Here is a 25,621-nt window from a genome sequence, read left to right on the forward strand (position 1 = left end):
ATAACACAATTGTTTTTAGAATACATTCAGGTTTTTTAAATTAATGGTCTAGTAAAAAGGGCTAAGTGGCAAGTGGCAAGTGGCAAGTGGCGCCAACCACCCTTGTTTGGGTAGGTGTTAAGTATGAGTGTTTTAGAAATTTACAATAAAATACATCAATGTATAGTTGATTATTGAACTATGTTTATAGGTAATCCAGTTGATGATTTTACTACTATTTTATGAAATTTAGTAGTTTATGGTACACAGTTTTTTATTGGATTTGTTTTGTTTTATGGTTCATGGTGAATTTTAAAATGTTTATTTGGTAAATAATTATGTGATTTAAGTTTGCAAAAATATTTTTTGTTGTAAATACTTCTGTTCAAACACCAACTTCTTTAATTGTTTCAAATGACCCTAATGTTGTTAATTATGATATTACAAAAGAAATGGTTAAACATGTTAAATACCATAGTTTTGATGATTGAGCCACTATTCCTTGAAATTCTGCTTATTTTGATGTTGACCAACCAGATTTAAAATTAGTAAGTGGTGAATTTATTGGTAATCAGGGTACTTATATATGTTCTTATTATAGTGATACAGTTGGTGTTCCAAAACAACAGATAAATATGGGGTCTGGCGTTTATACTTTTAATAGAAAACAATTGGATGAATTTTCACGTATTATGTTTAATCATAATTATGTTGCAGAAAAGAATACTAATCGTTTGAATTTTGTTAATAATGATAGGAGAGTGGAGAGTTATAAATTTTCAAACACAGTTAAATTTTGAAATTGATAAACCTTTAAGTTTTTATATTCAAGGTTTTATGTTTTATTTTGAATATGAATATTTTAAAACTTTTACTGCTAATTTTGTTTTTAGTTTTTTAGACAATGTTGGTGATACAAAGTATGTTTTTAAAGGTAAGGTTGATAATGATATTTATCAGCAAGATTTATATAATTTTGTTACTATGCCTATTCGTGTTCCAAATTTAAGACATTTAACAGTATTTTTTGATGTTCATGGTGATTCATTTCCATATATGTCACCACGGTTAAATTTTGGTCAAATTAATATTTTTTCAAGTGAGAAAGTAACACCAGTTCCACCAAATAGTCCTTTTAACCCTGAGTATGAGCGAGTTAGTTGATATGATGTTTTTGGTCATTTGCGTAATGCTTTTAGATGAGTACTTTATGGTGTTGTTGGTAAAGTTTTACCGGTAGAACCATTAAGAGAATTTTTTACTAAACTTGATGGATTATTGAGACGTATTTTTGATGATACTATTAGTTCTGTTTTAAATGTTGATTTTACTAGTGGTTTAGAACAAGTTTTAACTTTATGAGTATTTTTAAAAGCAGTAGGATTTTAGTTGGTCATAAATAATGCCTTGATATGGTTATTTACTTTTAGGAATTTTATTATTAATAATATTATATCCATTTTTAATAACTAGAAAAAATATAAAGATATTACAACGTGTAGGTAGTTATATTATTTCAGCACCACCACGTACTGGTAAATCTGCTCTTGCTTGTTGTTTAGCACAAAAACATAAAGGTAGGGTAGTGAGTCCTATTCCTATTAAAGTACATAATGAATATAGTTATCATTGTTCTTATGATGATTTTTTTAAATTTAATCAATTAAATAGTAATTATGCTTTTAAAGAGTGTGATATGGTTGTTTTAGATGAGTTAGGTTTGAAAATTAATAGTAATGATTTGTCGCCCGAATTTAAAGAAACACAAGAAAGTTTAGGAATGTTTTGTAAGTTAATAGGTCATAATTTTAATGGAATTATGTATATGATTGAACAACACCCCGATAGAATACCAAAACAAGCACGTGAAAAAGTAGAGTATATTGTTCAAGTTAAAAGAATGCGTATTTTGTTATTTTTAGTTAAGTTTAAACTAAATATTTATACTAATGTTGATGATTATAATAAAGTTGTATTATCTAAAAGACAAACAAAGCGAATAATTAAACGTGGTGGATTAGCACCTAGTTATAGTGGTGAAACTATGACTTTTAGTTTATGATTTCCTAAGTCTTATTTACAGAAATATAATAGTCGTGCTTTGAATTATATTCATTCGTTGAAAAGTGAATTAAGTAGTGTTAAAGACTATGAACAGTCACAAGCATTAGATTTTACTGTTGATGATATTAGAGCAGTAGGATTAGATAAGTTGGATAATATATTACAAACTCAAAAGAAAGAAACTGAAAATACTGTATGTCGTGCTTGTTATTATAGAAATAAATATTCTCAGAAAAATAAGAAAAATGTTAAAATGAAATTATAAAATTAATATAGTTTTTAACCCATTACTTTATTTTTAAGTAAATGGGTTTTTATTTTGAAAGAAAGGTTAAAAGATTATGTGAAATTGAAATAAACAAAATAATGATTCAAATAGAGAACAATGAGAAAAACAAAAAGAAAGAGAAAGAGAAGCAGAAAAACAAGCTAAGCAATTAGAAAAAATAAAAGAATGAGAAAAACAAAAAGAAAGAGAAAGACAAAAAGACCAAGAAAAAAGAAATGAATTAATGAAAAGACAAGAAGAAGAAAAAAGAAAACGAGAATATGAAAAACAAAAAGAAAGAGAAAGAGAAGCAGAAAAACAAGCAAAAGAAATAGAAAGAATTAAAAAGTACGCTGAAGAACAGCAAAGAAAAAGAGAAGCTGAAAAAGAAAGGATAATGAAAGAAGCAGAAAAACAAAAAAGAGCTGATGATTTAAAAGAAAGAGGTAGAAGAGCTGAAGCCGAAGAGCAAAGAAAAAGAGAAGCTGAATATCAAAGAAACAAAGATTTAAAGTCTGGAAAACGTTTTAATCCATTTATGTAAAAAAGAAAGAGGTAAAAAAGTTATGGATACAAAAATTAGTTAGAAAAAAATTAGAGGTAATGTTTAGTAATCTGTGTAACTTACAAAAATAACTATGTTTAATTAATTCTAGTAAATATAATTAAATGACTAGAAAGAGTGAGTTACAGATGGCTAAAAAGCAAAATATTAATAATAATGATCCAATATCAAAAGCAGTAGATTTATTATTAGAAAATACTGAAGATTTAACAACAGTTTTTAAAGAGAAAGGATTGTATAAAGAATTAACAAAAAGATTAGTAGAAAAAATGTTGAATTCTGAGATGCAAAATTATTTAGGATATGATAAGAATCAACATAGTAATAGTGACAATGCTCGTAATGGTATAAGTTCAAAAAAATTAATAACTCAACAAGGTAAAATTGAGATTGATGTACCACGAGATCGCAATAGTAATTTTAATCCTGTAATAGTTGCAAAAAGACAAAGAAGATTTGATGGTTTTGATCAACAAGTTCTTTCTTTATATGCAAAAGGAATGACATTATCAGATATTAGAATGCAATTACAAGAGTTATATCATGGTGCTGATATTAGTGAAAGTGTTATTAGCCAAATTACTGATGATGTTATTGATGATGTAAAAGGATGGCAAAATCGACCATTAGAAAGTGTCTATCCGATTGTTTATTTTGATTGCATAGTAGTGAAAGTACGACAAGATAAAAGGATTATTAACAAATCAGTTTATATAGCTTTAGGAGTTGATTTAGAAGGCAAAAAAGATGTTTTAGGTTTATGAATTAGTGAAAATGAAGGTGCTAAATTTTGATTAGCAAATTTAACAGAAATGAAAAATCGTGGCTTAAATGATATTCTTATTGCCTGCAGTGATAATTTAACAGGCATGTCAGAAGCAATACAATCAGTTTATCTTAAAACAGAACATCAATTATGCATAGTTCATCAAATTAGAAATAGTTTGAAATATGTCTCATATAAGCATAGAAAATCTCTAGTTGCAGATTTAAAACCAATTTATACTGCATGTAGTGAAGAACAAGCAATGCAGGCTTTAGAATCCTTTGAAAGTAAATGAAATAAACAATATCCTCAAATTGCTAAATCTTGATATAAAAATTGAGATAATTTAATGGTTTTTATTAGTTATCCAGTAGAAATCAAAAGAGTGATTTATACTACAAATGCTATTGAATCTGTAAATAGTCAATTACGAAAAGTCATCAGAAATAAAAAAGTTTTTCCAAATGATATGGCAGTTTTCAAAATATTTTACTTAGCAATTGAAAATATAACAAAAAAATGAACAATGCCCATTCAAAATTGAAATACAGCAATTGCTCATTTTATGATAAAATTTGAAGATAGAATTAATCTAAACTAGTACTTTGTAAAACAAAGAAACACAGTTTTTAGGAAAATCCCAATTTAAATTTTTTCCAAAAACACAGTTTTTAGGAAAATCCCAATTTTTTCACAATTTTTTCATAATCTTCTGCATTTTTCTAATCATGCAAAACTTCGTTCTACAACTCATCTTTTTGGTAATACTACAAAAGAATGTAATTCATTACGTTTTATAACTTCAACATTTGCATTTATAATTGTTTTAATTTTAGAAGCAAATTTTTCACCAGTATAACCAGCATCTACTAGTATTTTTTGAACTGCAGAAAGATTCTCTTTTTCATTTTCAATCATTATTATAGCACTATTACAATCTGTTTTTTCTGCTGTGGTTATGTAAATTGCATGTGGTAAACCTTGAGAATCAACAGCAATATGACGCTTTATTTCTGAAATCTTTTTACCAGCATCATAACCTTTATTTTTAGTAGTATCTGTATTTTTAACACTTTGTGAATCAATTATACAAAAACTAGTTTGTTCTTTTCTACCATTATTGATACGAAATGCCTTGACTAATTTTTTTTAAAACTAATTGTAATACACTAGGTTCTTTATCATTATTTTTACTTCAAGCTTGAAAATAATAATATACAATTTGTCATTTTGGAAAATTTTTTGGTAACATTCTTCACTGGCAACCACTTTTTAATACATATAAAACTGCACAAAATACTTCATATAAATCTAAACTTCTTGGTTTAGTTCTCTTTTTAGTATTTTCTAAAATTGATTTTATATTTTCAAATTGCTCTTTGCTAACATTACTAGGATAATTTTTACACATATATACCTCTTATTTTAAAATATATAATCATTTTATCCTATTCTCTAAAAGATTTTAAACAGGTTCTAAGAGGACTATCAACTTTAGAATTACGATTATGAAGATCTTGCAAAAATGCAAGAATAATTGCAGCAAGATTAAAAGAACATCCTAAGATTAAAAAAGTATTTTATCCTGGACTAACTAATTCAGCAACAGAACAAGTACTTTATGAACAACAAATGAAATTACCGGGAGCAATGATTAGTTTCGAATTAAAATGTGGATATGATGGAGGAATCAAACTATTAAATAATTTAAAATTAATAATTTTGGCAGTTTCTTTAGGTGGAGTTGAGTCATTGATTGAACATCCAGCTTCAATGACACATTCTACTTATAATGCACAAGAATTAGCAGATACAAATATTTCAGAAGGTCTTGTTCGTCTTTCAATTGGTATTGAATATGTTGAAGATTTATGAAATGATTTGGAACAAGCATTAAAAAAAACTATAATAATTATTTATTAGCAATATGCAACCATCAATAACATGTTTCCACTTAAACAAAAATCAGTATAACCATTTGGTAAAATAAATGAGTCACCTTTTTTAATACTAGTATCATCAATTATACCATTACCATCCAATACTGAGATTTGCAATCATCTAGTATTACGATAACTATAATGCTTAATTCCCTCATTAATTAATTTAATTAACTTAAAAAACTTATTATCAACTAAATAATTATCATGACCATTAGCTTCACTACTATTTAAATCAGGAGCTAAAACAATAGTTGATGCTTCTTTCAAATGCAAATTTCGTAAATTACCAAGTTCATCTTTACGACCATAATCATATAAACGATATGTAATATCTGATGATTGTTGTAGTTCAAAAACCATAGTATGTGCCAATAAGCCATGAATTTTTAGAGAAGGAACATAAATAAATTGATCTTTTTTAATTGGAATATATTTTAATAGTTTATGTCATTGTTCTTTTACCAATCATTGATTAAACTGATCTTTGGTTTTAGCATTATGACCCAAGATAACTTTACCTTTGGGTAAACATTCTAATATATACCAACATTCAGTTTTTCCTAAACATTGATGATTTTTTTCTGCGAATTTATCATCAGGGTGAATTTGAACGCTTAAACTATCATTTGCGTCTAAAATTTTTGTTAACAACGGATATTCTTTATTAATCACATTACCTGAACTATCAAGATTAGCAAATAAACTGGGTTGCTGTTTAAACAATTCTGCTAAACTTAATCCCTTATACTCGCCATTTAAAACATAACTCATTCCATTGGGATGAGCACTAACTAATCATGCTTCACCAATTGGTGTATTTTTAGGTAAATCAAAATTAAATTTGTGTGCTAATTTTTGACTACCTCATAATTTGCGAATAAAAGCAGGTTTTAAAAAAATTATTTGTGATGTGCTATTATTCATATTCATTCTCCTAAACTTTGATTATTTGTTCAATTAAACTTTATTTTTACTATTTTTAGATTTAGATTTTTTACTATTAAATATTTTCATGATTCTTTCATTCATTAATTTAAAAACCTTAATATTACGTGATTGAATAATTAATAATTGGTGGTTGGTGGTTGGCCCTTAATTACTGGACCATTTTTGATATAAAATTCTAAATTTTAATTTGTAAAATTGGTGGTTTTAGAAATTTAGAATGTATTCTTTCATAATTATAAAACATAACATATTGATTTACATCATTTATAGCTTCATTGATGGATAAATATTGATTTGATCCTTTAGGTAGTCATTCTTGAGATAAATGAGAAAATCAGTTTTCAGATAATACATTACCACCAATATCATAAGGTTGTTTTTTGCTTAAAATTATTTGTTTATCCTCTGCTCATTTTGTGATATCTTGACAATAAAATTCGTTGGCGTTATCTGAATGTAAAATAACATTTTTTACTTGATTTCAAGAAAATTGTTTGTTGATTTTTTCAAGAGCAGGAAGAATTAAATCCTGATATGATTTATTAGGAGCAATATTATAACTAACAACATTATTTGAATAAAAATCAATAATTACAAAAAGATATAATCATCCTTCTTTAGTATTTATTTGTTTAGTGTCCATTGATCAAATTTGATTTGAAGAGGTTGTACTTTTATAATCTTTGTTTACTTTATCCATTGTAGGTATTCACTTATTTGTATTTTTTTTGTTTTTAGGATAGTTATTTTTAGTTTGTTTTAATCCTTGAATATTGTGTTCTTTCATAATTTTTCGCATTTGTTTTATTGATAATTCTATATTTAAAATGATATTTTTTTCTTGTTTTAATCACTCTTTAAAAGCTGAAAAAATTCTTAAATATCCATAAATTCTGCCTTTTCTTGTAGAATGAAATTCGATTAAAAGTTGGCATATTTTTTGATATTTATGATTGCATTTAATAATATGATTTTCTTCTTTTTTAATAGGTTTTTGTTTATTTTTTAAAAAGTAATATGTTGATCTGTTTAATTGAAGATATTGACATAGGTTTCTAATTGAATATTGATTTTTACAATCATCAATAATTTTAATTTTTTCTTTGATATTTAATTTGTTAATTACTAATGCTATTTGTTTAATTTTATCCATTAATAAAAATCCTTTCAGGTTAAAATTAGTGTTAATTATATAACACAATTGTTTTTAGAATACATTCAGGTTTTTTAAATTAATGGTCTAGTAAAAAGGGCTAAGTGGCATCCACCATATACTAAACAAGTAACAATACTTCCAACAATAATGGCTAAAAAGAATAAAAGAATACTTACCCAAAGCACATAATTAACTGAACTAACTGCACCTAAGATAGCAACAATAGGACCACCATGACCCGCAGCATCAGTTAATAATAAAGTACCAGCAATACTACCAGCAACAGCACTACCAATAATATTACTAATAATAGCACGTTTTGGATCTCTTACTGCAAAAGGAATCGCACCTTCAGAAATACCAATACACCCCATTAACATAGCTGTTAAACCTAATGTACGTTCACTTTCATTAAAGAATTTACGAAAAATCAAAGTTGTTAAACCCATTCCAAGTGGTGCAACAGGAATAGCTGCAGCTACTGCTCCCATAAATAATTGTGAACTAGGATCAGCAGTTATCGTTGTTGAAGCTGCTAAAAAAAGCAACTTTGTTAATTGGACCACCCATATCAAATCCAACCATTGCTCCTAGCAACATTCCAATTGCTGCCATTGCTTCACGTGGCATGTGGGTTAACCCATTTTGAAATTGTTCCATTATTCAACCAATTGGAGCTCCAATTGCATAAATAAAAGTGAAACTAATTAAAAATGTTACTACAATAGGAATAAAGAAAATTGGCATAATTGGAGCAATAGTCTTTGGTACTTTTCAAGTAATAATTCATCTTACTAAATATCCAACACTTGGACCAATTAATAATGCTCCTAAAAATCCAGCAGAAACCTTTGGCTCTAAACCAGCAATTGGATAAACTAATCCTGCTGTATTAGCAACATATGCACTTACCATTGTCGGAACCAAGGCAGCACGTCCTGCAATTGAATTAGCGATAAAACCAGCTAAAATTGGAATCATTAATCTAAAAGCAATACTTCCGGCTTGATTCATAAAATAAAGAAAATGATTGTGTGGTAACTTGAAAATATCAAAGTCAGCACCATAAACTGCTTTAGCAATACCAATTGATAATGCTAACATAATTCCACCAAAAACAACAAATGGAACCATATAGCCAACACCAGCCATAATATGTTTCATAATTCCTTGTTTATCAGTAGTAAATAAATCATTTGATTTATTTTCTTTTTCCGCTTTTTGTCCCGATTCTGACTTGTTTATTTCATAAGGTTTTTCGTTAGCAAAAGCATCATTAACAATACTTTCAGGATTTTTAATAGCTTTGCTAATTTCTACTTTATATAATGGTTTATTATTAAAACGTTCTAATTTTAAATCTGCAACACCGGCTGATACTGCAATAATAACTAAATCAGCATTGGCAATATCAGTTGCTGTAAAAGCACCTTTAATACCAATACTACCATGAGTTTCAACTTTAATATTATAGCCTAAATTTTTTGCAGCAATTTCTAATTTATCTTGTGCAATATAAGTATGTGCTACCCCAACTGGACAAGCAGTAATTGCTATAATATTTTTAGTTTTTTTTGAAGAACCTTTCATATCTTCACTAATAGTTTTACTACTAGTTTCAACATTAGGTTTATTATTAATATTTAGTGATTGAATAATTGCTTTTTTATCTTTTGAATTAAATAATATTGATTGAAATTCCGGTTTTGTTAATCTTTGTGCCACTTTTGATAAAATTTCCAAGTGTTCATTACCAGCACTTTTTAGTGGCACAATTAAAGCAATTATTGCTTTAACGGATTGTTCATCTAGTGCTTTCCAAGGAATTGGCTGTTTAAAACGCATAATAAAAATTCCTGATTTAACAATATCTTCATTACGGGCATGCGGCACAGCAACACCATCACCAAAACCAGTAGTTCCTTCTCCTTCTCTTTGTAGAAAACTATTAACTAGTGATTTTTCACTAATATTTTTTTTCAAAAAACCTAATTTTTTAGCAGAAGTTGCTATTTCTTGAAAAGCTTCTGCTTGTGTTTTACAATCAGATTCAAGAAAAACATGTTCTACTGTCAAAATATCATCTTGTTTAGACACCATACTTCATCTCCTTACTTAATAAATATTCATGACATAATATTAAATTATTATTTTTAAAAAAACAGTTTTTTTATTTAAAAAATTAATTAAATTTTTTAATTACTTTATTAGTTTTAATTCTATTTTCTAAATATCAATCTTTATGCTTTGATTTTAATAAATATGTTGTTACTAAATCATTAAAATAAGTAATAGCAAATAATGGAGAAATAAATATTTCTTGTGCTTCATAAAGTCCTGAAGAAACAATATTAAATGTTCAATCAGCATAAGTCACTAATTCAGTTTTATCTTGTGATGTAACAACTGCAATTTTAGCATTATTCTTTTTAGCAAGTTTAGCTGTTTCAACAATAGTAGCGGTTTTACCTGATAATGAAAAAAGAATTATTACATCTTCTGGAATAATTAAAGAAGCATGCATTAAAATACTATCATCATCTTTATTTAAACAGATTGATCGTAAACCAAACCGATATAATTTATTTGATAAATCCTCCGCACCTAAACCAGAATGACCAATGCCTGCTAAATAAATACAAGCTTTACGATTATCATCTATTCAATTAATAAATCTTTGTAATTCCTCATAATTAATCGTTGAATCATTTAAATCCATCAGTTTTTTATAATGTTCTTTTAAAACACTACGATCACCAAAAAACTCACGATTTAAAGTTTTGAAAGTAGTTTCTTGCGCAGCTAAACTAATGATAAATTCACGATAACCTTTAAATCCCAACTTCTTAATTAAATTATAAACAACACTATAACCAACAGTATTTTCTTTAGCCAAAGAACTAATAGTAACTTGATCCATTTTTTGACTATTCTTATTAATATAGTTAATAAGAACTTTTTCTTTTTTTGTGAAATTATTTTCTTCCTTTGATACTCTAGATCAAAAATTATCATTGATAAGCATGTAAAAACTCCTTTTTAAACTAATGTAAAATATTTAAATATTATTATTTTTTAATTATGTGATGAAAATGGATCATTAATATAATATGGTTGCAAATCTTCCATGTTTTTTACTTCGATAAAATATGGTGACAACTTTTGAAAATTTTCCACAATATTACACTTTTCTAAATTTTCAATTATTTTATAATCTAGTAAATCACTAATAATACCAATTTTAGCATTTTCATCTACTAATTGCGGCTGAATAATTATTTTTTCATTATCACATACTGCCAAATAACTTTTATTATTGTATGCTGACAAAACACTTATTGATTTTATTAATCCTGCCTGTAATAATAAACTATTAATAGTAAAAACCGTTAAAAAACTATTCAAAACTTTAAGTGTTTTGACAAAAGTAATTGCTACTCTAATTCCAGTATAACTGCCAGGACCATTTGCAATAACTACTTTTGAAATATCTTTTAATTTTATTTTACATTTTACAAGTAAATTAGTAATAGTTGGAATTGCCAATTCTGTTTGTTTTTGTCAAGCAATAAATGATGAACTTGCTAAAATTTTATTACCTTGCAAAATCACCACTGTTAATTTGTTATTTGTTGTATCTAAATATAATTGATACATAACATCACCTTATTATTTCATTTAGTTGCTATTAATAATTTTCTAATATCTTACATACTTATTATAATATCATGTATAATGTAATTAAAATAGAAAAAATATAGAATTGTGAGTTGATCCATATGGGAATAAGAAAAAATATAGGATTTAAAAGTAAATTTTCTGATTTTTTACTTTGATCTGGGCTAATTATTGCTGTTATAGGTCTAATAATGCAATTTGCAATAGTTTTAATTGAGTATAAACCAATAACAGTTGGAACACCTAATCCTCATAATTTATGAACTCCAGATGGCCCATGAGTTGGTATTTGAACAATGATTTCTACCTTTACTATTCAATCAAATTTTTTAGTTTTTCTTTTCTTTTGTTTTGTATTAACAAATCGTTTTCATGACAATCGCGCACAATTTGTTTTTGGGCGATTTTCATTAGCAATTACTGTTTATATTACCGTAACTCTTATCGTATTTTTTGCTGTATTATTTAAACCAATGATAAATAATTTAGATAGTAGTAATAGTATTAGCATATTAAATTTTATAAATACATTTTTATTACATTTAATAGTACCAGTGATAGTGATTTTATATTTTATGTTTTCTGCTGGTAAATACTACTGAAAACTCGGAAAACAAACATATCTTTGAATACCAATTATTTCTATTTACATGTTTGCATATTTAGGTTATGCACTTGCTAAAGGAAATTTTGTTGGTTTTTTAAGAAAAGGAACGACAGAAATTGATTATTCATTTCCATATCCATTTTTAGATTTTCATAAAAGTTTAACTACTTTCTTTATTTATATCTTTGCAATTTTAATCTTATACATAATTTTGATGTTACTTTTTACTCTTTATAATAATATTCTTTATAAGAAAAATAATAAACCAATAGCAGCTTTAAGAGATACAAATTTTTAATGTAAAATAATTTATAAATAAAGTGTACTAGTTTATAAACTAGTACACTTTATTACTATTATTTATTATTTAAAAAATATTGAAAAATAATTGTAGGGAGGAATATATATTTGTGAAAAGTAAAATTTGAAATTGTATTATTTTTTTAAATATTATTTTGTTATTTTTTCCCTCCTTTTTCTTAATATATTTTATTTTAAAATTATATAAAAACTCCTTGTATAGCATATATAGCATACAAGGACTTAAAGTCAAATATAAAATTAAAACCGGCATTACTTAAATATTTTCTAAATATTTATAACTGCCATTTTTATTGTAACTCACTAAAAAGAAAAAACAAGTAATAACATTTTTTACACTTATCATTTTATATTTTTATATAATATATTGCATTTTAACAAGTACTACTTAAAAATAATAAACTTTATTTTAAATATTTCTTTTTACGAATAATAACAACAACTATTGGAATTATAGTTAAAAAACTAATAATGAAGCCACAAATGATAATAATATTTCAATTATTAACTAACATTTTAGTTGTTAATGGTATATTAACATCTCAGGGACGATCTGAATTATTACTTTGTAAATAATTAACATAATTTTGTTTAGTAATATCACCTTGATATTGAATAAATCATGATAAAAAATCACCAGCAGCATTATTTTTTAAATCTTCAATTTTAATACTATTATTAGTAGTACTATTTAAATATTGTTGAAAACCTGCTAATAAATTATTAGTTTTTTCAAAAAAATCAGTACAATTTGGAAAATTAGGTATTTTTGTATTGCTTCTATAAACAGTAATATATTGTTCAGAAGCAGCTTGACGTTGTAAGTCAGATGTATCTAAACCTATACAATAAACTTGAAAATTACTTCCTTGATTAAGAGTTAAATTATCACCATCTTTAATAGGTGTTCCTGAATCATTTTTTGCTTTTTGTAAAGTTTGTGAATCAACTTTTCATTTTAGTCAATGTTGTTGTGAATCACTAATATTTACTTTAGCTTTCTCAATAGCTTTATTCATAACTATTAATGTATTTTTATTATCTTGTGAATTATTTTGAACTAAATATTGAGGTGTAATTACAGGATTTTCTTTAACTTTTTCATCACTAATAGTAATAAATTGAATATTTGAACTATTATTTGTTAACTTAATAGTTTTACTATAGCCACTATCTTTAACACTAACATTAAAACTAGTTGATTTTAAATGATCGTCTGGTTTATGATTTAATATTGCATAACTAATTGAACCATTATCAAAAACTTCATCATTTTTATCATTTATTAATAATTGTTCATTCTTATCATTTTTATTTTTTGCTAAAATAGCTAACATTGGTTGATTAGTATCATTGGGATTACCATTATTAAGTGGTAAAATTGCTAACCGATCTTGAACGCTTTTATGACTATTTAAAAAATCATCGCTTGGTTTAATCATATAAGGAATACTAAAATAATTATTAAAATCTGCCCTAGGATTTACCGTTGCAAAAATACCATTGTTAATCTGTGCTGGTAAACTATTATCATGGTAACCAACATAAACATAACCAAAACTAGCAATATCATTAAAACTTTGTTTAGCAACACTACGACCAATAACTTTATCAGTAAAATATTTAATACCATTATCTGGTAAGATATTATTAGCTTTGTTTTCGATTTGTTCCTTAAATTTCTTATTAACTTCTTTACTAATATCATCATTTGAATTATTATTAACCTTATTAATAAGGTCTGATCAATCATTAAATTGTTCTGTTATTACTTCTTTATGCAATCTAATAAAATCTTCATACTTATTATTAATTGAATTTCAAGTATTCGCTTCACTAATTAAATTTTTATTATTTTCCTTAACAGTAATATGAAACCCAGAAAGTTTGTTACTGTCATTAACAGTACTAATATTAGATTGATGATTAGTAACTATCATTAAACTACTAGTAAGAGATAATGCCAAAGCCAAACTTATTGTTTTAAAACTTTTAGTTTTTTTAAAACTAAAAGATAAGAAATTTGTCATTATGATTACTCCTTTTTTACCTATTATTTGTGTTTATAATTATAATATTAAATTAAGTATATTTAATTAAATACTTAAAATATTAGTTTTAATAAAATAAAACTAAGGATATATAATCAATTATTAAACTTTTTGTTAAATCAAATTATATAATTTTAATACTTATATAATTACTTATATATTCATTAAAATTATAAGGATAAAATTATATCCTTAACATTAATAATAAACTTTATTACCAAAAAATCAAGATTAAATAATTAATAAGTTAATTTTTTTAACTTATTAAGTGTTTTAAATAATCAGTTAGTAAATATTAATAGTGATAAGAAAAAACTTGATATACTAAATAAGTAGCATATTCAATCATAATAAAAAATTAAATTTCCTATCAAAAATTTAATTAAATTTAATTCTAATATAAATAGGAGAAAAAATATGAATTGAAAAAATAGTAGTGAATACCGATTAAAAAAAAGAAATCTTATTAAATTTATTTGACGTTTATTTGGTCTACTTACTATTTCTTTATTCTTAATTTTTGATTTAATAATTACTATTAATTATCCCAATGCTTTCATTGTTCCTAATGTTGATAAACCAACTGAAAGATTGGCAATTTATTATTTTTATTTTACAACTCAAACTAATTATTTAGTACTCATTTATTTATTTGCTTTTTTATTTGAAAGTAAATTTAAAGAAAATTTAAAACCAAGTTTTTATATTTTATTAAGCATTACTATTTATATTACAATTACAATGTTAGTATTTTGAATAGGTATCATTAGTAATAGCCAAGAAAGAAGTAAATATGGAACTGATATTTATTTATGATTTAAAACAATAATTCTAAATCTAATTATGCCAATTGTTATGATTTTAAATTTTGCTTTATCATGTGGACGTGATTTTTATTCACTAAAAAATCATCATAAACTTTATATGTGATTTATTTTATTTTATCCTTGTTTTTATGTAGTAATGGTAATGGTTCGTGGTGTACTACGTGTTAAACAAGGAGAAAATATTAATACTTGTTATCCTTACTTTTTTTTCAACTACCAAAAATATGGTGTAGGAGTATTAGTTACTGCTATTATTTTTCTGTTAATTATTAGTATTGGTTTACAATACCTTTATTTATGAATTAATAACATACAATATAAAAAAAAGCATGATGATGATAAACCAAATTTTCCAATCATTACTTATCCTTATGGTTTTAAATTATAAAAAATAAAATAAGGCTTTTAATTTCTAAAGCCTTATTTATACAATTTATTAAATATTTTTAATTATTCATTTACCATAGAAACTACTTCTTCTGGTTTATTAGTAACTGGAAGATATTTACCAATAATTAATAATACACCTGAAGCAATATTAAGTCCTAAAAAAATAATATTAATACCACTAATAAAATTAAAATTTGATGAAAACATAACTATTAAAGAAAAACCTGCTAAAACCAAAGTTACAATTCCAACAGCTAAACCACTATTAGTATTTCCTTTTAAAATATTATTGCACATAATAATTATTGCAATTGAAAATCCAATAGTAATTAAAAGTCCAAAAATCAATCCAACAATAAATATTGTACTAACTCCTGATGTTAATGAAGTGTGATCATATTTTGTAAAACTTTTAAAAATAACACTACTTGCTGTTGCTAAAATAATTGTAATAATTACACTTCAAATAATATTTATAATATTTGTTATGAATCCAATTTTAGCTCCAATATATAATTTTTTATCTAATTTCTTTTCAACCTTATCCATTTTTTCTCCTTTTTTCTTAAAATCTTTTTTACATTTTAATACTCTCAATCTTAACATAAAAAAAAATTTAAATTTTAAATTAAATACTAACACAAACAAAAAAATTTGGCATCGTGCTATTTTCCCATTGCTGGTATTTTCGCCGCTGAAGTGCTTAACTGCTGTGTTCGAAATGGGAACAGGTGTGACCACTCCGCCATGGACACCAAATAGTTTAGCAATTGCTCCCTAAAAACTAGAAACAGACATCTTTAAATTTGATTACTTTTGATTTGCAATAGAGAATATATTCTTCAATAAATCCTCGATCTATTAGTATCAGTAAGCTGAACATATCACTATGCTTACACACCTGACCTATCAACCTTGTAGTATTCAAGGGATCTTACTTCTTTCGAATGAGAAATCTCATCTTGGAACTGACTTCGCGCTTAGATGCTTTCAGCGCTTATTCATGCCCTACATAGCTACCCAGCTGTGCCACTGGCGTGACAACTGGTGCACCAGAGGTAGGTCCATTCCGGTCCTCTCGTACTAGGAACAGCTTTCCTCAAATTTCTTGCGCCCACGACAGATAGGGACCAAACTGTCTCACGACGTTCTGAACCCAGCTCGCGTACCGCTTTAATGGGCGAACAGCCCAACCCTTGGAAGCGACTACACCTCCAGGATGCGATGAGCCGACATCGAGGTGCCAAACCTCCCCGTCTATATGAACTATTGGGAGAGATTAGCCTGTTATCCCCGGGGTAACTTTTATCCGTTGAGCGACGGCCTTTCCACACAGCACCGCCGGATCACTAAGCCCAACTTTCGTTCCTGCTCGACTTGTATGTCTCGCAGTCAAGCACCCTTTTACCTTTGCGCTCTACATATGATTTCCATTCATATTGAGGGTACCTTTGGGCGCCTCCGTTACTTTTTAGGAGGCGACCGCCCCAGTCAAACTACCCACCAGACACTGTCCTTAGACCAGATTATGGTCTCAAGTTAGAATTTCAATATAGCAAGGGTGGTATCCCAATGGTGACTCCATGCCTACTAGCGTCTGCATATCAACGTCTCCCACCTATGCTGTACAAACTACACCAAAATTCAATATCAAGTTGTAGTAAAGCTCCACGGGGTCTTTCCGTCTAATCGCGGGTAACCTGCATCTTCACAGGTACTAAGATTTCACCGAGTCTATAGCCGAGACAGCGTCCGGATCGTTACGCCTTTCGTGCGGGTCAGAACTTACCTGACAAGGAATTTCGCTACCTTAGGACCGTTATAGTTACGGCCGCCGTTCACTGGGGCTTCAGTTCAAAGCTTCGCTTACGCTAACAAATCTCTTTAACCTTCCAGCACTGGGCAGGCGTCACCCCCTATACATCGTCTTACGACTTAGCAGAGAGCTGTGTTTTTGCTAAACAGTCGCCCGGACCTCTTCACTGCGACTCATATTGCTATGAGCTCCCCTTCTCGCTAACTTACGGGGTTATTTTGCAGAGTTCCTTAGCTATAGTTATCTCGCTTGCCTTAGGATATTCTCCTTGACCACGTGTGTCCGTTCTCGGTACAGGCACCATGGTGATGTCTTTAGAAACTTTTCTTGGAAGTATGGCATCAAATGCTTCGTTACTAAGCGAACCGTTCACTCCCCATCGTAATTCAAGGTTAACGCTGTGCGGATTTGCCTACACAACCCTCTTTGTACTTAGCCCAGCACTACCAACCACTGGGACATTTTAGCCTTCTCCGTCATTCCATCAGTCACCATGGTGGTACAGGAATATCAACCTGTTATCCATCGACTACGCCTTTCGGCCTCGCCTTAGGTCCTGACTAACCCTGGTTGGACGAACCTAGCCCAGGAAACCTTGGTCAATCGGCATGAAGGATTCTCACCTTCAATCGTTACTCACGCCGGCATTCTCACTTCTAAACGCTCCACTAGTCCTTCCGGTCTAACTTCGTCGCAGATTAGAACGCTCCCCTACCGCCCACAATATATGTAAACATATATATAGACCCATAGCTTCGGTACAATGCTTAGCCCCGGTACATTTTCCGCGCAGAATCATTCGACTAGTGAGCTGTTACGCACTCTTTAAAGGATGGCTGCTTCTAAGCCAACCTCCTAGCTGTCTGAACAATTCCACATCGTTTTCCACTTAGCATTGATTTGGGGACCTTAGCTGATGATCTGGGCTGTTTCCCTCACGTCCATGGACCTTATCACCCATAGACTGACTGCCAGATATGTAACAATGGCATTCGCAGTTTAATTGCATTCAGTACCCCGAGGTGGGGCCATCATACATTCAGAGCTTTACCTCCATTGCACTAATTCTGACGCTAGTCCTAAAACTATATCGGGGAGAACCAGCTATCTCTAGGTTCGATTGGAATTTCACCGCTAGCCACAAGTCATCCACGGTCTTTTCAACGAACGTTGGTTCGGTCCTCCATTAACTGTTACATTAACTTCAACCTGCTCATGGCTAGATCACCTAGTTTCGGGTCTACGACCACATACTAAACGCCCTATTCAGGCTCGCTTTCACTTCGGCTCCGTCTTTTCAACTTAACCTTGCATGTAATCGTAACTCGCCGGCTCATTCTACAAAAGGCACGCCGTCACCCATTAACGGGCTCCGACTTGTTGTAAGCATATGGTTTCAGAAACTATTTCACTCCCCTCTCGGGGTACTTTTCACCTTTCCCTCACGGTACTGGTTCACTATCGGTAATTGGTTAGTATTTAGCCTTACGCAGTGGTCTGCGCAAATTCCGACAAGGTTTCACGTGCCTCGCCGTACTCAGGATACTGTCAAGAGATTTATACATTTCGCATACTGGGCTTTCACCATCTATGGCGTTGCTTCCCAACAACTTCTGCTATATATAAATTTTGTAACTCTTCATAGGTCGAACCTAATAGACAGTCCTATAACCCCATTCTGACGACTGGTTTAGGCTGCTCCCTTTTCGCTCGCCGCTACTAAGGGAATCGCATTCGCTTTCTTTTCCTCTAGGTACTAAGATGTTTCAATTCTCTAGGTATCACTCTGCACAACTATGAATTCATTGTACAGTACTATCTGATTAAAGATAGTGGGTTTCCCCATTCGGACATCTCCGGATCAAAGCTTATTTCCAGCTCCCCGAAGCTTATCGCAGGTAATCGCGTCCTTCATCGTCTTCCAATTCCAAGGCATCCACCATACGCTCTTAATAATTTATTTTTAGAATATCCTATTGCAAGATAAAAATTATCTTATTTTTTTAAAAGATGTCTATTATCCAGTTTTTAAAGAACAATTGTTCAGAGAAAACAATCCCTGAAAACTAAACAGAACAAAAGAAGTAATCCAATAAATCATCCATCTAATTTTTCTTGTTGTCTTGGTTTCTTATTACAAACTAAACTCCATAGAAAGGAGGTGATCCATCCCCACCTTCCGGTAGGGATACCTTGTTACGACTTAACCCCAATCATCAACCCTGCCTTTGGCAGCTCCCTCCTTGCGGTTAGGACACCGACTTCTGGCATTGCCAACTCTCGTGGTTTGACGGGCGGTGTGTACAAGACCCGAGAACGTATTCACCGCGACATTGCTGATTCGCGATTACTAGCGATTCCGACTTCATGAAGTCGAGTTGCAAACTTCAATCCGGACTGAGACTGACTTTTTGAGATTTGCTTGACCTCGCGGTTTAGCGACTCTTTGTATCAGCCATTGTAGCACGTGTGTAGCCCAGGTCATAAGGGGCATGATGATTTGACGTCGTCCCCACCTTCCTCTAGCTTACACTAGCAGTCTCCTTAGAGTCCCCAACTTAATGCTGGCAACTAAGGACAAGGGTTGCGTTCGTTGCTGAACTTAACCAAACATCTCACGACACGAACTGACGACAACCATGCACCACCTGTATCCTTGTTAACCTCTACTATATCTCTATAGCTTCGCAAGGTATGTCAAGACCTGGTAAGGTTCTTCGCGTTGCTTCGAATTAAACCACATGCTCCACCGCTTGTGCGGGTCCCCGTCAATTCCTTTGAGTTTCACTCTTGCGAGCATACTACTCAGGCGGAGTACTTAATGCGTTAGCTACAGCACTGCCTCATGGCAACACTTAGTACTCATCGTTTACGGCGTGGACTACTAGGGTATCTAATCCTATTTGCTCCCCACGCTTTCGTGCCACAACGTCAGTAATAGGCCAGTTAGCCGCCTTCGCCACTGGTGTTCCTTCATATATCTACGCATTCCACCGCTACACATGAAATTCCACTAACCTCTCCTATACTCTAGTAATGTAGTTTCCAAGGCGGTTAGGGGTTGAGCCCCTAAATTTAACCTCAGACTTGCAAAACCGTCTACGCACGCTTTACGCCCAATAAATCCGGATAACGCTTGCCACCTATGTATTACCGCGGCTGCTGGCACATAGTTAGCCGTGGCTTTCTGGTAAGGTATGGTCGATACTAAAATCATTTCCTATTCTAGCACTTCTTCCTTTACAACAGACCTTTACAATCCGAAGACCTTCATCAGTCACGCGGCATTGCTCCATCAGGCTTTCGCCCATTGTGAAAAATTCCCTACTGCTGCCTTCCGTAGAAGTTTGGGCCGTGTCTCAGTCCCAATGTGGCCGTTCATCCTCTCAGATCGGCTACGCATCGTTACCTTGGTAAGCCATTACCTTACCAACTAGTTAATGCGCCGCATCCCCATCAATTAGCGAAGCAAATGCTCCTTTCATTATTTATCATTGCAAATAAATAACATATGCGGTATTAGCTGTCGTTTCCAACAGTTATTCCCCACTAAATGGTAGGTTAGATACGTGTTACTCACCCGTTCGCCACTAAAGTATTGCTACTTTCGTTCGACTTGCATGTATTAGGCATGCCGCCAGCGTTAATCCTGAGCCAGGATCAAACTCTCAATAAAATTGTTTTTGTTAAAAGATGATGTCTGACTTATTTAATTTTTAATAAAAAATTGACGGATTAATTCTTGTTCTATTTAGTTTTCAAAGATCGTTTTTTCTAGTTTGTAACCCATTTATTTTTGGGACAATAATAATTTTACAACATGCCATAATTATTGTCAACCTAATTATCATAAAAAAACATTATTTTTTTAAAATTAAAATCATTAAAATTTTTTATAAAATTAAAAAAATAAAATATTATTTATTAGACTTGGTGCAAAACTAAGGTAATTCAAAATTATATATTTCTGCTATTAAATTAAATCTTAATGCAAATCTTCGTATTTTATTGCGATATTTTAAAGTTAAAATTTTAAAACGTTTTAGTTTAGCAAATACGTGTTCAATTTTAATTCTAATTTTGCTTAAAGTTTTATTGTATTCTTTTTGAATTGGTATTAATTTATTGTATTTACTTTTTTTAAATGGCAAAAATGTATTTTTATGAATATTTTGTATTCCTTGATAACCTGAATCAACAAAAACTTGTTTTTCTGGATGAATAAAAGTTTTAGATTTTAAAAGTAATTTAAAATCATGAATGCTTCCAAAACAAAAAGCGGTTGAAATAATTTTTCCATTTAAAATATCAATAATTATTTGCGATTTAAGAGTATGATGTTTGTTTTTACCCGAAAAAAGTAATTTTAGTTTTTTTTAATTCTTTCAATTGGAGTTTCAGTAGCATCAATAGCTAGTAAATTATTATTGATTCCTTTATTTTTGATTAAATCTTTTTTGCCAGATAAATTAAAAATTCCACTTTTTATTAAAGTATTTTCAATTCAAAAAATATTACGAATGCAGCTAGTATGACTAATATTATATCTTTTTGCAATAACTCTATAACTACTATACTCTTTTCAGTATTCTAATGTCATTAATAAACGATTTTCTATTGATAATTTATTAGGTTTACCACCAACTGCTTTTTTAATTGCTTCAGCTTTTTTTAAAATTTCAACCATTTTTTGAAATGTTTGTAGTTTTATTCCCACTAAACTATAAAATTCTTGTTCATCTTTGTATTTTTTTAACATAATAATTATCACCTTTGATATTAATAATAACCGTTAAATTATTAAAATTAAAGGTTTTGCACCAAGTCTATTCTACTAAAAATTTAATAGTAATATAATCACTCTTAATTGTTAATTGATATTGACCAATACCAATAAAGTCATACAACTTTAAAGCAAGATTTTTAAATTTTTTATTACAATCATTATTTAAAAATAATATTTTTTCAATATTATTATTTTGTAAATCTTTCACTAATTTTGAATTAATCGTTTTATTTTCTGGTATTGATCAGTAATATTCTTTTGTTAATTTATTATAACTAGTTAATTTACCATAATTTGTTCCATCAATATCTGCAAAAATTACTGATTTATTTTCATTAAATGTCAAATGACCCGCTTGAAAGGCAATAATTTTTAAAGGTCCAAGTTTTTTATTAAAATTAACACGATTAATTGTACATAGTGCCTGATGCACAGTAAATGTTGAATGATAAGATAATAAAGGATAATCTTGATTAAAATGTTCATTAAGTAACAATGTTTCATAATCTAGTTTATATTTAAGAATAATTTTTAGTTCATTAACAACCAATTTGTTATTTTCAATGAAATTTGTAACTAAACATGGTATTTCATTAAAATTTGGAAAAATATGATTAAATACTTTATTACTTGTAACCTCATATAATAATGATGCTATTAATAAATTGTCATAATGATAATTAATTAATTCAGTATCTAATTCTTGACTTAATCTTAAATAAAAATAATTAACTATTTGATAATCATTTAAAAATAAGAATTGTTTTAAGATATTTTGATTACGATTAGTATCATTATCATGGGTTTGATAATTTTTTATTTTTTTTGCTATTCGTAAATAAAAATCATTTAAAAAATTATAAAATTCTTGAATTGTCAAATCATAATCAATTAATATTTTAAAAATAGCATTATCATTATAAAGTTGATAATATGATTGAATTACCAAATAAATTTTTTTTCGTGATTGATATCATTGCTTTAAATTAGTTAAAATGACGTTTTGACTTCTTGGTTCTAAAGTAATAGTACATCCATAAGGTAAATTAAAACTATTAGTTAATTGTTTATTAATATTTATAATATGTGAGTTAGAAAGATTTTTAATACCAATGGTTATGTCATATTTTTTATCAATATTAGCAATTAAATCATAAACCTCTAAACAATGTTTAGTTTCTGTTTTTCTCAATCCTCTTCCTAATTGCTGTAAATATACTGTTTTTGAATTAGTTGGTCGTAATAAAATAATAGTATCAATTTCAGGAATATCAATTCCCTCATTAAAAATATTTACTACACATAAATAATTAATAATTCTATTTTTAAAATCATTAATTATTTTACTACGATTAGTTTGATTTTTACTTGTTAAAAAATCTGCTTTTAAGCCCTGATTTTGCAAAAATCTAGCAACAATTTGTGCATGAGTAATGTTAATACAAAAAATTAAACAAATCCGATTACTATAAAATCCAATATAGTCATTAATTACATCTAATAATAACTTATTTCTTGCTTCAGTATTTAATTTTTTAAATAATTGTTGATCATTATTTAAATCAATACCAGTTAAATCAGCAGTAATGTCATCAATACAATAATAATCAAATGGTGATAAAAGTTTTTCATTAATTGCATCTCACAATCGTAATTCATGTGCAAACTCATTATCAAAATAATTAATAATGTTTTTATTATCTTCTCGTTCTGGTGTTGCTGTTAAACCAATAATTTGTTTAGGATAAAAATAATTTAAAATTGTCTGAAAAGTTTTGGCAGCCAAATGATGAGCTTCATCAAAAATAATAATATCAAATTGTTGACGTTTAAACTTATTTAGATGTCTATGTACAGTTTGTACTGTTGCAAATAAATATTGTTCTTGAAAATTATTTTGTTTACTATTTAAAATAGTTGCAAATTTTTTATCATTTATTACTTTTCGAAAAGTAATAATTGCTTGTTCAATAATTTCTCTTTGATGTGCTAAAAATAAAATTGAAGGTTTTTGATTATTATTTTCTTTGATTTGATTTAAATAGTCAAAAGCAGATACTACTGTTTTACCAACACCTGTTGCCATGACAATTAAATGTTTTGTTTTTTTAAGTTTTCTTCTTAACTTTAATTTATTAATTAAGGCAATTTGAAAATCATAAAGAAAATAATTAGTTGCTAATCATTGTTCATCTTTTTTATTTACAAGCAATCGATTATATTCAATTCGTGATAGTAATTGTAATCGTTGTTGTTCATCATTTAAATCAACTAAATTATCATTTCATAATTTATAATACTGATTTAAAATGTTTTGATATAGTTGCTTATTATCAAATTCATTAATTTTAATATTTCATTCACGACCACTAGCTAAACCTTTTTGCGTTAAATTTGATGAACCAATTATTGCTGAAGAAAAACCTGAATTTCGTTTAAAGATAGCAGCTTTAATATGAATTCTTTCACTACGTTTTTCTAAATTATTTTCAACTTTAACTTTAATATTAGGATACTTTTTTATTATTTTAACTAATGCATATAAATTAACAAATAAAGCCATATCATCAAAAGTAGTAGTAATAAAATTAATAGTAATATTATGATTTAAAGCGTAAGTAAATGATGAACGTAACTTATTAATAATTGAATTTGATATAAAAGGATAAATGAAGTATACTTCATCACAAGTTCTAATTTCCTGATTTAAATGATTAATTAATACTTGTTGGTTTTCATTAGTAAATAGATAATTATCACTTAATCTAATATTAGAAGTTAAAGGATTATCTATGATATTATCATTTACTTGTAATAAAATGTTATTACTAAATTTATTAGTAGTAAAATTACTTATGATTTGATTTAAAAAATCAATTTTTGCTTCTGGTGATTTAATCGTTTTTAATTTTTCAATTAAAGTATTATTTAGTTGTTTAACTAAATAATGATCAATGTCTTTAATTAATTGTTTTTCATCATTAATATGTGATATTTGGAAGTTATTGCTAATATCATCACTAATCTTTAATAATAAATCATAATAACCCTTATTTTTCATACTCTACACTTCCTAATAAATAGTGTCTATTTTAATAAATTATAATCTATATTTTAATATATTATTAACTATTATAAAATAATTTTGTAAAGTAAAAAACCTCTAATATTTAAAATAATATTTTAAATAAATAATGAGGAAGGTAATCTAAGATAAGATATATTCATATTTTATTTTTTTTCTGTTGATGATGTTTTTTCTGCTTGTAATGGATTAGTAATACTTACACCTTTGTATGTCTTGCATTTCATACAGGCATGATGTGGTTTAGTAATTGCTCCACAATTTAAACAGTTAGTTGTAGTTGTTGCAGATAAACTATCATGGGCACGACGTGTATTTTTACGCATTTTTGACGTTCTTCTTGCTGGTACTGCCATAGTCTGTTGCCTCCT

General features: G+C 28.4%; 21 protein-coding genes and 3 rRNA genes. 8 read left to right on the forward strand and 16 right to left on the reverse strand.

Going from position 1 to position 25,621, the window contains the following annotated elements; all coding sequences use genetic code 4:
• Positions 1-317: 317 nt before the first annotated feature.
• The 5 genes from AAHM96_RS05180 (at position 318) to AAHM96_RS05200 (ending at position 4,243) form a co-directional block, all read left to right on the forward strand.
• Positions 318-788, forward strand: a complete 471-nt coding sequence (locus AAHM96_RS05180; protein ID WP_342272854.1) for a hypothetical protein — start codon at positions 318-320, stop codon at positions 786-788.
• Positions 789-816: 28 nt separating this feature from the next.
• Positions 817-1,368, forward strand: coding sequence for a hypothetical protein (locus tag AAHM96_RS05185; RefSeq protein WP_342272855.1), 552 nt, complete (start codon positions 817-819; stop codon positions 1,366-1,368).
• Positions 1,369-1,381: 13 nt separating this feature from the next.
• Positions 1,382-2,308: a hypothetical protein gene (locus AAHM96_RS05190; RefSeq protein WP_342272856.1), complete on the forward strand. Its 927-nt coding sequence runs from the start codon at positions 1,382-1,384 to the stop codon at positions 2,306-2,308.
• 76 nt (positions 2,309-2,384) lie between these two features.
• Complete coding sequence (locus AAHM96_RS05195) at positions 2,385-2,855, forward strand: hypothetical protein (protein WP_174479938.1); 471 nt, start codon at positions 2,385-2,387, stop codon at positions 2,853-2,855.
• Between the two features lie 149 nt (positions 2,856-3,004).
• Positions 3,005-4,243 carry an IS256 family transposase gene (locus AAHM96_RS05200; RefSeq protein WP_342273727.1) on the forward strand — a complete coding sequence of 413 codons (1,239 nt, stop codon included), beginning with the start codon at positions 3,005-3,007 and terminating at the stop codon, positions 4,241-4,243.
• A gap of 44 nt (positions 4,244-4,287) precedes the next feature.
• On the opposite strand, the gene AAHM96_RS05205 is transcribed toward AAHM96_RS05200, so the two are convergent.
• A protein-coding gene (locus AAHM96_RS05205; protein ID WP_342272857.1) for an IS5 family transposase occupies positions 4,288-5,053 on the reverse strand; the annotation gives its coding sequence in 2 pieces (ribosomal slippage) (positions 4,288-4,791 and positions 4,793-5,053; 765 coding nt in all).
• Positions 5,054-5,085: 32 nt separating this feature from the next.
• Between AAHM96_RS05205 and AAHM96_RS05210 the strand changes: the two genes are divergently transcribed.
• On the forward strand, positions 5,086-5,565 hold the full coding sequence (locus AAHM96_RS05210; RefSeq protein ID WP_342273728.1) for a PLP-dependent transferase: 480 nt from the start codon (positions 5,086-5,088) through the stop codon (positions 5,563-5,565).
• Here AAHM96_RS05210 and AAHM96_RS05215 read toward each other — a convergent pair.
• The 6 genes from AAHM96_RS05215 to tsaB all read right to left on the reverse strand — a co-directional run bounded on the left by AAHM96_RS05215 (position 5,562) and on the right by tsaB (position 11,346).
• Entirely contained in the window at positions 5,562-6,509 is a 948-nt protein-coding gene (locus tag AAHM96_RS05215; protein WP_281749621.1) for a type I phosphomannose isomerase catalytic subunit, read from the reverse strand. The genes AAHM96_RS05210 and AAHM96_RS05215 overlap by 4 nt on opposite strands.
• 199 nt (positions 6,510-6,708) lie before the next feature.
• Positions 6,709-7,686, reverse strand: a complete 978-nt coding sequence (locus AAHM96_RS05220) for an IS3 family transposase (protein ID WP_342272858.1) — start codon at positions 7,684-7,686, stop codon at positions 6,709-6,711.
• Between the two features lie 74 nt (positions 7,687-7,760).
• On the reverse strand, positions 7,761-8,270 hold the full coding sequence (locus AAHM96_RS05225) for a hypothetical protein (protein ID WP_342272859.1): 510 nt from the start codon (positions 8,268-8,270) through the stop codon (positions 7,761-7,763).
• On the reverse strand, positions 8,194-9,789 hold the full coding sequence (locus tag AAHM96_RS05230; protein ID WP_342272860.1) for a PTS fructose transporter subunit IIABC: 1,596 nt from the start codon (positions 9,787-9,789) through the stop codon (positions 8,194-8,196). Before AAHM96_RS05230 ends, AAHM96_RS05225 begins: the two co-directional genes overlap by 77 nt.
• Positions 9,790-9,871: 82 nt before the next feature.
• Complete coding sequence (locus AAHM96_RS05235) at positions 9,872-10,714, reverse strand: MurR/RpiR family transcriptional regulator (protein WP_342272861.1); 843 nt, start codon at positions 10,712-10,714, stop codon at positions 9,872-9,874.
• A 50-nt stretch (positions 10,715-10,764) separates the two neighbouring features.
• The gene (gene tsaB / locus AAHM96_RS05240) at positions 10,765-11,346 is read right to left on the reverse strand and encodes a tRNA (adenosine(37)-N6)-threonylcarbamoyltransferase complex dimerization subunit type 1 TsaB (RefSeq protein WP_342272862.1); all 582 of its coding nucleotides are present in this window, start codon (positions 11,344-11,346) and stop codon (positions 10,765-10,767) included.
• Between the two features lie 122 nt (positions 11,347-11,468).
• Here tsaB and AAHM96_RS05245 point away from each other — a divergent pair, with 122 nt between their 5' ends.
• A complete protein-coding gene (locus AAHM96_RS05245; RefSeq protein WP_342272863.1) occupies positions 11,469-12,272 on the forward strand; it encodes a hypothetical protein in 804 nt (267 codons plus the stop codon).
• Between the two features lie 427 nt (positions 12,273-12,699).
• Here the strand turns inward: AAHM96_RS05245 and AAHM96_RS05250 are convergent, their stop codons facing one another.
• Entirely contained in the window at positions 12,700-14,325 is a 1,626-nt protein-coding gene (locus AAHM96_RS05250; RefSeq protein ID WP_342272864.1) for a hypothetical protein, read from the reverse strand.
• Positions 14,326-14,763: 438 nt separating this feature from the next.
• On the opposite strand from AAHM96_RS05250, the gene AAHM96_RS05255 reads away from it, so the two are divergent.
• Positions 14,764-15,561 (forward strand): Pr6Pr family membrane protein, encoded by a 798-nt coding sequence (locus tag AAHM96_RS05255; protein ID WP_342272865.1) that lies wholly within the window; start codon positions 14,764-14,766, stop codon positions 15,559-15,561.
• Between the two features lie 62 nt (positions 15,562-15,623).
• Here AAHM96_RS05255 and AAHM96_RS05260 read toward each other — a convergent pair whose 3' ends face one another.
• From AAHM96_RS05260 to rpmF, 8 genes are all read right to left on the reverse strand, one after another.
• Positions 15,624-16,112 (reverse strand): hypothetical protein, encoded by a 489-nt coding sequence (locus AAHM96_RS05260; RefSeq protein ID WP_342272866.1) that lies wholly within the window; start codon positions 16,110-16,112, stop codon positions 15,624-15,626.
• A 103-nt stretch (positions 16,113-16,215) separates the two neighbouring features.
• Positions 16,216-16,322 (reverse strand): 5S ribosomal RNA (rrf, locus tag AAHM96_RS05265).
• An 82-nt stretch (positions 16,323-16,404) separates the two neighbouring features.
• Positions 16,405-19,342 (reverse strand): 23S ribosomal RNA (locus AAHM96_RS05270).
• Between the two features lie 191 nt (positions 19,343-19,533).
• A 16S ribosomal RNA gene (locus tag AAHM96_RS05275) occupies positions 19,534-21,055 on the reverse strand.
• Together the 16S, 23S and 5S rRNA genes form the textbook arrangement of a ribosomal RNA operon.
• 265 nt (positions 21,056-21,320) lie before the next feature.
• The gene (locus tag AAHM96_RS08530; RefSeq protein WP_342273670.1) at positions 21,321-21,743 is read right to left on the reverse strand and encodes a transposase family protein; all 423 of its coding nucleotides are present in this window, start codon (positions 21,741-21,743) and stop codon (positions 21,321-21,323) included.
• 2 nt (positions 21,744-21,745) lie between these two features.
• A complete protein-coding gene (locus AAHM96_RS08535; protein ID WP_342272766.1) occupies positions 21,746-22,138 on the reverse strand; it encodes a transposase family protein in 393 nt (130 codons plus the stop codon).
• 67 nt (positions 22,139-22,205) lie between these two features.
• Complete coding sequence (locus AAHM96_RS05285; protein WP_342272867.1) at positions 22,206-25,226, reverse strand: DEAD/DEAH box helicase family protein; 3,021 nt, start codon at positions 25,224-25,226, stop codon at positions 22,206-22,208.
• Between the two features lie 170 nt (positions 25,227-25,396).
• Positions 25,397-25,606 carry a 50S ribosomal protein L32 gene (gene rpmF, locus AAHM96_RS05290; RefSeq protein ID WP_281747878.1) on the reverse strand — a complete coding sequence of 70 codons (210 nt, stop codon included), beginning with the start codon at positions 25,604-25,606 and terminating at the stop codon, positions 25,397-25,399.
• Positions 25,607-25,621 lie beyond the last annotated feature (15 nt).

It is taken from the genome of Spiroplasma endosymbiont of Acasis viretata (genome assembly GCF_964031275.1).
GTDB classification, from domain to species: domain Bacteria; phylum Bacillota_I; class Bacilli_A; order Mycoplasmatales; family VBWQ01; genus Spiroplasma_E; species Spiroplasma_E ixodetis_A.